Source organism: Burkholderia latens, assembly GCF_902499045.1.
Lineage (GTDB): Bacteria > Pseudomonadota > Gammaproteobacteria > Burkholderiales > Burkholderiaceae > Burkholderia > Burkholderia latens.
The window spans coordinates 12,949-25,187 of the sequence record NZ_CABVPL010000050.1 but is presented as its reverse complement, the minus strand read 5'-3'; the positions used below and the strand labels follow the sequence as shown (position 1 = coordinate 25,187).

Annotated in this window: 11 protein-coding genes; 8 read left to right on the top strand and 3 right to left on the bottom strand. The window is 69.1% G+C overall.

The features are described 5' to 3' along the window. The first annotated feature begins 4 nt into the window (after nucleotides 1-4). The 5 genes from rng (at nucleotide 5) to BSE24067_RS26045 (ending at nucleotide 5,148) form a co-directional block, all read left to right on the top strand. Complete coding sequence (rng, locus tag BSE24067_RS26065) at nucleotides 5-1,474, top strand: ribonuclease G (protein ID WP_151064746.1); 1,470 nt, start codon at nucleotides 5-7, stop codon at nucleotides 1,472-1,474. An 87-nt stretch (nucleotides 1,475-1,561) separates the two neighbouring features. Next, complete coding sequence (locus BSE24067_RS26060; protein WP_151064747.1) at nucleotides 1,562-1,897, top strand: YggL 50S ribosome-binding family protein; 336 nt, start codon at nucleotides 1,562-1,564, stop codon at nucleotides 1,895-1,897. Between the two features lie 398 nt (nucleotides 1,898-2,295). Continuing rightward, on the top strand, nucleotides 2,296-3,261 hold the full coding sequence (locus BSE24067_RS26055) for a PRC-barrel domain-containing protein (RefSeq protein WP_151064748.1): 966 nt from the start codon (nucleotides 2,296-2,298) through the stop codon (nucleotides 3,259-3,261). Then, on the top strand, nucleotides 3,258-4,526 hold the full coding sequence (locus BSE24067_RS26050) for an MFS transporter (RefSeq protein ID WP_151064749.1): 1,269 nt from the start codon (nucleotides 3,258-3,260) through the stop codon (nucleotides 4,524-4,526). The genes BSE24067_RS26055 and BSE24067_RS26050 overlap by 4 nt, the downstream gene beginning before the upstream one ends. 37 nt (nucleotides 4,527-4,563) lie before the next feature. After that, the gene (locus BSE24067_RS26045) at nucleotides 4,564-5,148 is read left to right on the top strand and encodes an FUSC family protein (RefSeq protein ID WP_151064750.1); all 585 of its coding nucleotides are present in this window, start codon (nucleotides 4,564-4,566) and stop codon (nucleotides 5,146-5,148) included. Between the two features lie 56 nt (nucleotides 5,149-5,204). On the opposite strand, the gene BSE24067_RS26040 is transcribed toward BSE24067_RS26045, so the two are convergent. Continuing rightward, on the bottom strand, nucleotides 5,205-5,585 hold the full coding sequence (locus BSE24067_RS26040) for an RcnB family protein (protein ID WP_151064751.1): 381 nt from the start codon (nucleotides 5,583-5,585) through the stop codon (nucleotides 5,205-5,207). Nucleotides 5,586-5,668: 83 nt separating this feature from the next. Continuing rightward, on the bottom strand, nucleotides 5,669-7,420 hold the full coding sequence (gene msbA / locus BSE24067_RS26035) for a lipid A export permease/ATP-binding protein MsbA (RefSeq protein ID WP_244122269.1): 1,752 nt from the start codon (nucleotides 7,418-7,420) through the stop codon (nucleotides 5,669-5,671). A gap of 221 nt (nucleotides 7,421-7,641) precedes the next feature. Between msbA and BSE24067_RS26030 the strand changes: the two genes are divergently transcribed. The 3 genes from BSE24067_RS26030 (at nucleotide 7,642) to BSE24067_RS26020 (ending at nucleotide 10,802) form a co-directional block, all read left to right on the top strand. After that, entirely contained in the window at nucleotides 7,642-8,394 is a 753-nt protein-coding gene (locus BSE24067_RS26030) for a glycosyltransferase family 2 protein (RefSeq protein WP_151064753.1), read from the top strand. A 150-nt stretch (nucleotides 8,395-8,544) separates the two neighbouring features. Beyond that, nucleotides 8,545-9,387, top strand: coding sequence for a glycosyltransferase family 2 protein (locus BSE24067_RS26025; protein WP_151064754.1), 843 nt, complete (start codon nucleotides 8,545-8,547; stop codon nucleotides 9,385-9,387). A 134-nt stretch (nucleotides 9,388-9,521) separates the two neighbouring features. Beyond that, entirely contained in the window at nucleotides 9,522-10,802 is a 1,281-nt protein-coding gene (locus tag BSE24067_RS26020; RefSeq protein WP_151064755.1) for an O-antigen ligase family protein, read from the top strand. Between the two features lie 240 nt (nucleotides 10,803-11,042). Here BSE24067_RS26020 and BSE24067_RS26015 read toward each other — a convergent pair whose 3' ends face one another. Then, the gene (locus BSE24067_RS26015) at nucleotides 11,043-12,221 is read right to left on the bottom strand and encodes a glycosyltransferase family 9 protein (protein WP_151064756.1); all 1,179 of its coding nucleotides are present in this window, start codon (nucleotides 12,219-12,221) and stop codon (nucleotides 11,043-11,045) included. Nucleotides 12,222-12,239 lie beyond the last annotated feature (18 nt).

The window sequence follows — 12,239 nt, the reverse complement described above, 5'->3', positions numbered from 1 at the left end:
CACCATGAACGAAGAAATCCTGATCAACCTCACGCCGCAGGAAACGCGGGTCGCACTCGTGCAGCAAGGCGCGGTGCAGGAGCTTCACGTCGAGCGCACGCTGTCGCGCGGGCGGGTCGGCAACATCTATCTCGGCAAGGTCGTGCGCGTGCTGCCGGGCATGCAGTCGGCGTTCATCGACATCGGGCTCGAACGCGCGGCGTTCCTGCACGTCGCGGACATCTGGCATCCGCGCCTCGCCGGCGAGCCGCAGTCGGGCGCACCGCACCAGCCGATCGAGAAGACCGTGTTCGAAGGCCAGACGCTGATGGTCCAGGTGATCAAGGATCCGATCGGCACGAAGGGCGCGCGGCTGTCGACGCAGGTCAGCATCGCGGGCCGCACGCTCGTGTACCTGCCGCAGGAGCCGCACATCGGCATCTCGCAGAAGATCGAGAGCGAGGCCGAGCGCGAGGCCGTGCGTGCGCGGCTGACCGCCGTGATTCCGCCGGACGAGAAAGGCGGCTACATCGTGCGCACGATCGCCGAGGATGCGACCTCCGACGAACTCGCCGCCGACGTCGCGTACCTGCGCAAGACCTGGGCGACGATCGTCGCGCAGGCGCAGCGGATGCCGGCGACGAGCCTGCTGTACCAGGATCTCGACCTCGCGCAGCGGGTGCTGCGCGACTTCGCGAACGACGACACGACGCGCATCCAGGTCGACTCGCGCGAAACCTACCAGCGCCTCGCGGAATTCGCGGCCGAGTTCACGCCGGCGGTGAGCCCGAAGCTGCATCACTACACTGGCGAGCGGCCGCTGTTCGACCTGTACAACATCGAGACGGAGATCCAGCGTGCGCTGTCGCGCCGCGTCGACCTGAAGTCCGGCGGCTATCTGATGATCGACCAGACCGAAGCGATGACGACGATCGACGTGAACACAGGCGGCTACGTCGGCGCGCGCAACTTCGACGACACGATCTTCAAGACCAACCTCGAGGCCGCGCACACGATCGCGCGGCAACTGCGGCTGCGCAACCTCGGCGGGATCATCATCATCGACTTCATCGACATGGAGAACGCCGAGCATCGCGACGCGGTGCTGTCGGAGCTGAAGAAGGCGCTGTCGCGCGACCGCACGCGCGTGACGGTCAACGGCTTCTCGCAGTTGGGGCTCGTCGAGATGACGCGCAAGCGCACGCGCGAATCGCTCGCGCACGTACTGTGCGAACCGTGCCCGACCTGTCAGGGCAAAGGCCAGGTGAAGACGTCGCGCACCGTCTGCTACGACATCCTGCGCGAGATCCTGCGAGAGTCGCGCCAGTTCAATCCGCGCGAATTTCGCGTGATCGCCGCGCAACAGGTGATCGACCTGTTCCTCGACGAGGAATCGCAGCATCTCGCGATGCTGATCGACTTCATCGGCAAGCCCGTGTCGCTGCAGGTCGAGTCGAACCTGAGCCAGGAGCAGTACGATATCGTGCTGATGTAACGTTCCGCTGCTCGCCGCCGGCCGTGCCGCGCGGCGTCCGATACGGCGCCCGCCGCCCCCTTTCCCTCTTCCCGTTCACCACACACCATGAGCAAACGCCACAACCGCCGCCAGCGCAAGAAACTCCACATCGCCGAGTTCCAGGAATTCGCATTCAACGCGACCGCGCAATACCGCAACGAGCTGTCCGACCTCGAGCGCGGCCAGTTGATCGACGCGTTCATCGATTTCGTCGAAGCGAACGGGCTGCTGACCGTCGCATCCGCCGACGAAGGCATCGGCGCGTACGTGATCTCCGGCGCACCGCGCGGCACGACGACCGACGCCGACCGCGAGGCCGTGCGCGCATGGCTCGCCGCCCGTCCGGAGCTGACCGACGTCCAGGTCAGCGAATTCAGCGACGCGTGGTATCCGGACGCCTGACGCCCCGGCCCTGCCGCAACTCGCGCGGTGCCCGCGCGCTGCCTGCCGAGCCCGGCCGGCACGACGGGCGCCGACTGCCGCCTCCCCGCCTCGGCGCTCTCGTCGCCAGCCAGCCCCTTCCCGCCTTCGCGCCTTCCCGCCTTCCCGCCTTCCCCGCCTTCCCCGCCTTCTCCGCCTTCTCCGCCTTCTCCGCCTTCTCCGCCTTCTCCGCCTTCTCCGCCTTCTCCGCCTTCTCCGCCTTCCCCGCCGTCCCGTCGGCCCGCCCAATCGTCCGCATAAATCGGTCCTGAAAGGAAGACACGTTAAACTCTCACCTCGCGTGGTGCGCCGCCCGCACCCGCCATCCATCGCCAGCCGCGTGCCTTCGGGCTCGCCCCCGACCCATGGAGTGAGTGTCAATGAGCGGCGGACTTCCGTTTCCCGCATCCCGCATGTCGTTCCCGTCGTCGACGGTCTTCCTCGTGCTGGCAACCGCCGCGTTGCTGTCCGGCTGCGGGCTGCTGCCGACGCAGAACCCGCCCGCGCCGATCAGCGAAGCGCTCGTCGAGCCCGTCGGGGAAGCCGCCGGCGAACCGCTGACGATGCCGCCCGTGCCGCCGCTCGTGCAGCCCGACGAGCCGGAAGCGCCGAAAAAACCGCACCGAGAGGCGCCGCGGCCGAAGCCGGTGCAGCGCCCCGAATCGCCGACTCCGCCTCCCCCGCCTCCGCCGCCGCTGATCGCGACGCGCCCGGTCGAGCGCAGCCAGATCCATGCGCTGCTCGACAGCGAAGTCGCGCGCCGCAACGGCAAGGTGATCGGCCGTGCGGTCGACATGGTCGTCGATGCGGGCGGCAAGCCGCGCGAGATGATCGTCAACCTGCAAGGCTTCATGGGTGTCGGCGACCGCAAGGTCAGCTTCCCGTGGAACGTGTTCCGCTTCACGCCGGGCGGCAAGCAGGAGCCGATCGTGCTCGACGTGCCGTCGGGCGAGCTGCCGCCGGCCGCGCGGCCGAAGGCCGTGCCGCTGTCGGGTTCGGCCGCGGCGTCTCCCGCAACGCGACTGCCGATGCTCGACAGCGACGTCGAGCGCTCGAACGGGACGAAGATCGGCCGCGTGGTCGACGTGCTGATCGACCGCGCCGCGCAGCCGCAGGCCGTCGTGCTCGACCTCGGCGGCCTCGTCAATACCGAGCGCCGTTCGATCGCCGCGAGCTGGGGCGCGCTGCGCTTCGTCACGCGCGACAAGGCGCTGCATCCGCAGCTCGACCTGAACGACGCGCAGATCAAGGCCGCGCCGCCGTACGCGGCGGACAAGCCGATCGTCGTGGTCTCGCCCCCGGTTTCCGCCGCCGCGCCGGCTTCGTCTGCGAGTGCTGCCCGATGACGATCAAGCATTCCGTCAGCGTTCGCAGTCTCCGGGCCCTCGACTGGCTCAACTTCTTCGTTGCAAACGTTCAAACCGGCTTCGGTCCGTTCATCGCGTCCTACCTCGCGTCGCACAAGTGGACGCAGGGCGAGATCGGCATGGTGCTGTCGATCGGCACGATCAGCGCGATGGTCAGCCAGGTGCCGGGCGGCGCCGCCGTAGACGCACTGAAGAACAAGAAAGGCGCGGCCGCGTGGGCGATCGCCGCGATCATCCTGTCCGCGGTGCTGCTCGCGTCGAGCCCGACGATCGTGCCGGTGATCGCGGCAGAAGTGTTCCACGGCTTCGCGAGCTGCATGCTCGTGCCGGCGATGGCCGCGATCTCGTTCTCGCTCGTCGGCCGCGCGGACCTCGGCGACCGGCTCGGCCGCAATGCGCGCTGGGCGTCGATCGGCAGCGCGGTCGCCGCGGGGCTGATGGGGCTCACCGGCGAGTATTTCTCCGCGCGCGCGGTGTTCTGGCTGACCGCCGTGCTCGCGTTGCCCGCGCTGTTCGCGCTCGCGATGATCCAGCCGACCCATGAAGTGATCCCGCATGCGTCGAAGCCCGACGACCGCGACGATCACGACGAAGGCGAGGAGCGCGAGACGCTGCTCGAGCTGCTGCGCGATCGCCGGATGCTGACTTTCGCCGCGTGCGTCGTGCTGTTCCACCTGTCGAACGCGGCGATGCTCAACCTCGCGGCCGGCGAAGTGACGGCCGGAATGGGCGAGAACGTGCAGCTCGTGATCGCCGCGTGCATCATCGTGCCGCAGGCGATCGTCGCGATGCTGTCGCCGTGGGTCGGCCGCTCCGCGCAACGCTGGGGACGCCGGCCGATCCTGCTGCTCGGCTTTTCGGCGCTGCCGGTGCGCGCGCTGCTGTTCGCCGGCGTGAGCAGCCCGTACCTGCTCGTGCCGGTCCAGATGCTCGACGGCATCAGCGCGGCCGTGTTCGGCGTGATGCTGCCGCTGATCGCGGCCGACGTCGCGGCGGGCAAGGGCCGCTACAACCTGTGCATCGGGCTGTTCGGTCTGTCGGCCGGAATCGGCGCGACGCTGAGCACGGCCGTGGCCGGCTACGTCGCCGATCACTTCGGCAACGCGGTCAGCTTCTTCGGGCTCGCCGCCGCCGGTGCGCTCGCGGTGCTGCTGGTCTGGCTCGCGATGCCGGAAACGCGCGTCGAGAACGGCGACTCGACTGCCGGCGAACCGGCCGCCGCGCCGTCGGAGCAGACGCACTGACGCGCTCGCCCCGCACCTGCTTCCTGTCACACGGACGATGGATACGATCAGGACCCTCAACGAAGCCCGCCAGCAGATCCAGCAGTCGATCTTCGATCTGTTCAAGGGGCTGACTTTCGGCGAACGGCTCACGCAAGGCGCGCTGATGGCGCTGCAGGCCGTCTGCGGCGCGTGCCTCGCCTATGCGATCGGCCGCGCGCTGCACACCGAGCAGGCCGTGTGGGCGGCGATCACCGCGATCGCCGTCACGCAGCACAACTACTCGGACACGATGTCGCTGTCGCGCGATCAGTTCATCGGCGCGATGATCGGCGGGCTGCTCGGCTTCGCGGGCGCGGCGCTCGGCGGCGACCGCCTCGTCGCGTATGCGATCGCGGTCGCGATCACGATCGTCGCGTGCTGGTGCCTGAACGTCGGCAGCGCGGCACGGCTCGGCGGCGTGACCGCGACGATCGTGCTGCTGTTTCCGGGCAACGGCCCGCTATGGGACATTCCGCTGATGCGGCTCGGGGAAGTGGCGCTCGGCACCGTGTGCGCGCTCGCGGTGTGCTGGGCGATGTCGCGGATCGAACGGCGCTGGTTCCGCCGCGCAGCGGACGTTCGCAAGGACGGGAAAGCATGAAGCGGTTGCCGGATGGACGCCCGGCAACCGGATGAAGCGGTGATCGGCGGAACGCGTTACGGACCGACGCGCAGTACGATGCCCGAGCCGATCTGCACGAGCAGATAGTCGCCGCCGACGCCGACCCAGTGATAACCGCGCGGCGGCGGGCTCAGATGGTAGCCGCGCCAGTCGTCGACCACGTACTGGCGATCGCGGAACTCGTACGGCAGCCGGTCGCCCTTGTGCCAGTCGCGGCGCGGCAGATCGGTCCAGCGCGGCGGCACGTCGTCGCGATGCATCGCCTGGCCTGGCGGCACGTGCTTCGGGCCGTGGCCGCGGTGCATGCCGTGGCCGCCATGATCGTCGTCGTTGCCGTGCCCCTGCGCCATCGCGGCCGGTGCCGCGACAACCGCGGCGAGCAGCGCGGCCAGCATCATCCCGTGCATCTTCCTCATCGTTCTTCCCTCCGTGTTGTCACGTCGAATCGGAAACAACTGGGCCTGCACGATCAAGACTAGCACACGCGCATCACGCGGCGTCACGCCGCCTGCTGCTGGTACTGGATCCGGTGGAGGTGCGCGTACAGCCCGCCGTGGCGCAGCAATTCGTCGTGGCTGCCCTCTTCGACGATCTTGCCGGCCTCGAGCACGAGGATCCGGTCCGCACGCTCGATGGTCGACAGCCGGTGCGCGATCACGAGCGTCGTGCGCCCTTCCATCAGCCGCTCGAGCGCGGCCTGCACGTGGCGCTCCGACTCCGAATCGAGCGCGGAGGTCGCCTCGTCGAGGATCAGGATCGGCGCGTCCTTGTAGATCGCGCGCGCGATCGCGAGCCGCTGGCGCTGACCGCCCGACAGCCGCATCCCGTTGCCGCCGACGAGCGTGTCGAGCCCGTCCGGCATCGCGGCGACCGCATCGGCGAGGTTCGCCGCCTCGAGCGCCGCCTGCACGCGTGCGCGGTCGGGCGTCTGCCCGTACGCGACGTTCGCGGCGATCGTGTCGTTGAACAGCACGACGTCCTGGCTCACCATCGCCATCTGGCCGCGCAGCGCGTGGAGGTCGTAGTCGGCCACCGGCACGCCGTCGACGAGGATCGCACCGCTCGTCGGATCGAAGAAGCGCGGCAGCAGGTTCACGAGCGTCGTCTTGCCGCTGCCGGACGGGCCCGCGAGCGCGATCATCTCGCCCGGCGCGACCTTGAACGAAATGCGGTCGAGCGTCGGCCGCTCGGATGCGCCGTAGTCGAACGACACGTCGCGGAACTCGATCTCGCCGCGTGCGTGCGGCAGTTCGCGGCCGCCGCCCTGCGGCTCGGCCGGCTCGTCGATCAGGCCGAAGATCAGCTCGGCGGCGGTCATCCCGCGCTGCAGCGGCTGGTTGACGTCGATCAGGTGCTTGAGCGGCGAAATCACCAGCAGCATCGACGTGACGAACGCGACGAAGCCGCCGACCGTCGTCTGGTCGTTGGACGACTGCACGACGGCGATCGTGATCACGACCGCGAGCGCGATCGACGCGAGAAACTGCGTGAGCGGCTGCGCGAGGCCGCCCGAGATCGTCATGCGCATCGCGTAGCCGCGCAGGCGCTTGCTCATCGTCGTGAAGCGGTCGATCTCGTACGCCTCGCCGTTGTGCACCTTGACGACCTTGTAGCCGCCGACCGTCTCCTCGACGATGTACGACAGTTCGTTGGTCAGCGTCTGGTGCTCGCGGTTCAGGCGGCGCAGCCGCCGGTTGATCTTGCTGACGAGCCAGCCGATGCCCGGCAGGATCACCGCGACGATCAGCGTGAGCCGCCAGTTCAGGTAGAACAGGTAGCCGAGCAGGAACACGACGGTCAGCGAGTCGCGCACCAGCGTGACCATCACGCCGGTCAGCACCGACAGGATCTGGTTCACCTCGAACACGATCGCGTTGATCACGGTGCTGGCCGTCTCGCGCTGGAAGAACGACGCGCCGGTGTGGATCATCCGCTGGAACATCTCGAGCCGCAGTTGCAGCAGGATGCGGTTCGACACGTAGTTGAGCAGGTAGTTGGACGTGTACTGCGACACGCCGCGCACGAGCGCGAGGCCGATCACCGCGATCGGCACGTACCATTTCGCGCGGTCGCTGCCGTGCGAGCCGAACCCGTGGTCGAGCAGCGGCTTGAGCAGCGCCGGAATCCCGGCCTCGGTGGCCGCGACGACGCCCATCGTCATCACCGCGAGCACCACGATGCCGATCAGCGGCCGGATGTACGGCCACAGGCGCTTGAGGACCGTGATCGGCGACGTACCGGTGCCGTCCATCGGCTTGCGAAGAGTGTTCTGGGTTTCCAAGGCAATCCTTCTTGAGCCGCGACGCGGCGCCCGGAGCGTGGCTGCCCGGGATTCCCCCGTCCGGCGGGTGCCGAAAAAGGCCCAACATTATAGCCGCACCGTCCCGCCGGCACGGCCGTTGCCGACGCGGCCGGCTGCCGGCGCGCGGGTATACTGCCGCTCACCGTTTTCTCCGCCTTTTCGACGATTTCATGGCAGAACCCACCCTCGGCGTCGCCCTCATCGCCCTCAACGCGGCCGCGCGGCTCGAGCAGTGCCTCGATGCGCTGACCTTCGCCGACGACGTCGTCGTGATCGACGGCGGCAGCACCGACGATACCGTCGCGATCGCCCGCGCGCGCGGCGCCCGCGTGATCGTCGAGCGCGACTGGCCCGGCTTCGGCCCGCAGAAGAACCGCGCGCTCGACGCACTGAACACCGACTGGATCCTGTCGCTCGATACCGACGAAGTCGTCAGCCCGGAACTCGCGGAGTCGATCCGCGCGGCCATCCGCGCGCCGGCCGCGCAGGTCTACGCGCTCGACCGGCTGTCGAGCTTCTGCGGCCAGTGGATTCGCCACAGCGGCTGGTATCCGGACTGGGTGCCGCGCCTGTTCCGGCGCGGCACCGCACGTTTTTCCGACGACCTCGTGCACGAACGGCTCGTGTTCGACACGCCCGCGCAGCGGCTGTCGGGCAAGCTCCTGCACTATTCGTATGAGGATTTCGAGACCGTCGTGCGCAAGCTCGACGCGTATTCGACGGCCGGCGCGCGTCAGCGCCGCGCGGCCGGGCAGCGCGGCGGCTTCGGCAAGGCGCTTGCGCGCGGCGCATGGGCATTCGTGCGCACCTACGTGCTGCGGCGCGGGTTTCTGGACGGCCGCGCGGGCTTCATGATCGCCGTGTTCAACGCGGAAACGGTGTACTACCGGTTCCTGAAGCTCGGGCACGACGCGGCCCGCTGAACGCGCCGCCCACTCTGCACCCATGCGCCATGCGCCGCCGGCACGCGGCCGGCCCGGCGTTACAATGCCGGGCTGCCCGCGCGCGATGCGCGCCCGCCCAACGCGCCGCGCCACGCGCCGCCGACACGACGACCACCGAATCCGACCGCCATGTTCTCCATCATTATCCCGACCTGGAACAACCTGCCGTACCTCAAGCTCGTCGTCGACAGCCTGCGCCGCCATTCCGCGTACGACCACCAGATCATCGTGCACGTGAACGACGGCTCGGACGGCACGCTCGACTGGGTGCGCGGCGAACGCATCGAGCACACGTCGTCGCCGGCCAACATCGGCATCTGCCACGCGGTGAACCTCGCCGCCGCGCGCGCGACGCGCGACTACGTCGTCTACATGAACGACGACATGTATTGCTGTCCCGGCTGGGACGCCGCGCTCGTGCGGCGCATCGAGCAGATGCCGACCGACCTGTTCATGCTGTCCGGCACGATGGTCGAGCCGGTCGACACGCGCAACCCGTGCGTCGTCGTCAGCGATTTCGGCCGTGACGCCGAACAGTTCGACGCGGCCGGCCTCGTCGCCGCCACGCCGACGCTCGCGCGCGCGGACTGGCTCGGCTCCACCTGGCCGCCGACGCTCGTGCATCGCGACTGGTGGAACCGCATCGGCGGCTACAGCAGCGAGCTGTCGCCAGGAATGAGCAGCGACAACGACTTCTCGATGAAATTCTGGGATGCGGGCTGCCGGATCTTCCTCGGCGTCGGCGACAGCCTCGTCTATCACTTCCAGCAGAAGAGCACCGGCAAGATCGTCAAGAACGACGGCCGCCGCCAGTTCCTGAACAAATGGGGCATGACGCAGGCCACGTTCGACCGCTATTACCTGCATCGCGGCGAGCCGGCCGGCGCGCGGCTCGCGCTCGACACGCCGGCCGTCGAAGGGCGGCTCAAGCGCGCGCTGCTGCGCTCGCGGATCAAGCGCGCATTCAGCTGATCGAACCCTCGAAACGGCGCGGAAACGCACGCGGCTTCGCGTATACTGCGCGCTTCGTCCCGCGCGGTGCCGCCGGGACGCGCGGCGCGCAGCACGGTGCCCGCATGCCGCATACGTCCATTCGACAGGTTCCGATGCTCTCGTTTTCCGCTCCCGCCACGCGGCGTCTCACCGCCGCTCGCGCCTTCGCCGTCATCGCGCTCTGCATGGTCCCCGTGTCCACCGCGCTGACCAACGTGTTCTGCGGGCTGTTCGCGGCCGCGCTCGTCATCTCCCCCGAGTTCTGGCGCGACCTGCGCTCGTTCGTCACCGAACCGGCGTCGCTCGCGGCGCTGCTGATCCTCGCGGCGCTGACCGCGAGCGTCGCGTATACGGTCGCGCCGCACCCGAAGGCATGGAACTGGGTCGCCAAGTACGACAAGCTGCTGCTGCTGCCGTTTGCCGTACTCGCGTTCCGCCATTCGAACTGGGCGCCGGTCGTGCGGCGCGCGTGGTTCGGCACGCTGTGCGTGATCCTGCTGCTGTCCACCACCAACTATCTCGGCCTGACGTCGATCGGGCCCGCGCATGCGACCGAGCTGCCGCTGTCGCGCGCGTGGGTGTTCAAGAACCACATCGCGGCCGGCATGTTCGGCGCGCTGCTGTTCTACCAGGCGGCCGATCTCGCGCTGTCGGCGCGCACCGCGCTGTCGCGCGCCGCGTACGCCGGCGTGGCCGCGTGGTCGCTGGTCAACGTGTTCGTGATGCTGCAAGGGCGCACCGGGCAGGTCATCGCGCTGCTGCTGATTCTCGTCGTCGCGCTGCGCTTCGTGCTGCTGCTGCGGCGCCAGTCGGCGCTGCGCGCAGCGCTCGCAGCCGGCGCGCTCGTGCTGGCCGGCGTCGCGCTGGTCGCCGCTGCGTGCACGGTGAACAACGGTCGGCTCTTGAAGGTCGCGTCCGAAGTTCAGCAGTACCGGCAGACCGATGCGGTCACGTCGACCGGGCTGCGGCTAGAGTGGTACAAGAAGGGGCTCGAGTTGTATCGCCAGCGCCCGGTGATCGGCTATGGCGCGGGCGGGCTCGAGTTCGAGTTCCAGAAGCTCGCGGCCGGCAAGACGGCCGCCGAAGGCCAGCTCACGTCGAATCCGCATAACGAATACCTGCTGATGGCCGTGCAGCTCGGCACGCTCGGCGTACTGCTGTTCGTGAATCTGATCGTGCAGATCGCGCGCGGCAGCCGCACGCTCGACCCGCGCTCGCGGCAGTTGCTGCTCGCGTGGCTCGCGATCTTCACGATCGGCAGTCTCGCGAATTCGCTGCTGCTCGATTTCGCCGAAGGACACCTGCTGGTGCTGCTCGCCGGTATCCTGATCGGCTGCGGCGCGCGCGGTGAAACGCTGCCGCGCGAGACATCGGCGATCCGGCGCAGCGCGTGACGGCTTGGCGGGGGAGCACCGGAACGCGTCACGACGACGAGCGGCGGCCCACGACAAATTGACGGCGGCGACCGCAGAGCGCAACGCAGGCGGCTTGCTGTACACGTGGGCGCCGTGCTCGCCTCTGCGTTCGCGACGGCGCTCGCCGCCCGTGTCAGACGAACAGCGGCCTGCCCACGACGCGCCGCGGCGGCGCGTTTCCCCCGTTTCGAATCAGCAAAATGACGCGGCGTTCGGCGTTCAGTCCGAGCGCGTGCGATGCAGCCGCGACGTGTCGACGACCGCATCGGGCGCGGCCGGCGGGCTCAGCCCCAGCATCTCGGCGGCGGCCGCCTTCACGCGCTGCGCACCGAGAGTGACGAGACAGTCGCTGCGGCTGTCCACATGGCGTTCGCAACCTTCGTGCCGGCACGGCACGCAATCGCCGTCCCCCTGCAGCAGCCACACGTTGCCGTGCCGAGCGGAGCCGCGCAGTTCCCACGGATTGTCGGTCGGCGGCCAGTGCTGCGGCCACGGGCCCCAGCGCACCGGATCGGACGGGCCGAACAGTGCGATCGTGTCGGTGCCGGTCGCGGCCGCGACGTGCGTCGCGCCGGTATCCGGCCCGATGAACAGCCGCGCGCGCCGCACGAGCTCCGCGCTTTCACCGAACGTGAGGCGGCCGACCAGATTCAGCACGTCACCGCCCGCCTCGGCCGCGACCTGCTCCGCGTATTCGCGCTCGCGATCGGCCGGTCCGCCCGACAGCGCGACGGCGAACCCTTGCCCGCGCAGCCATTCGATCATTTCGACCCAGCCCTCGAGCCGCCACTGCTTGTAGCGGAACATCGGATACGGATGCAGCACGACGAGCGGCTTGCCTTCGCGGATCGCCGGCGATTCCGCGAGCCACGCGTCGAAGCGCGCGCGCCGCGCGGGATCGTCGCCGATGCCGGGCGCGACGACCTCCGATACCGGCTCGATGCCGATCACCGGCGCCAGCGCGAGCGTGCTGACGACCGTGTGCGCGGACTCGTGGTGATTGATCGCGATCCCGTTCAGCATCATCCGCGTGAGCCACGTGACGCGATTCGGATCGACTAGGCCGACGCGCTTGCGGCCCGCGAACCAGCTGTAGAAGCGCGGCCGGTCGGAACTCAGCGCCGCGCACGCGAGATCGTAGCGGCGCCACATCGACAGCGCATCGCGCAACCGCTCGCGGAAGCCCGCGCGCTGCGCGACGACGATCACGCGCCGCACGTCCGGGTTGTGCTCCAGCACGCCCTCGGTGCCGCGAAACACCAGCATGTCGATCTGCGCGTCGGGCCAGCGCGCCTTCAGCGAACGCACGAGCGGCGTCGTCAGCAGCACGTCGCCGATGCGGCGCGGCGCGGCGACGAAGATGGTTCTGGGCGGGCGGGCGGAAGAAAACAGGGCCACGGCAATCGATCCGTCTAG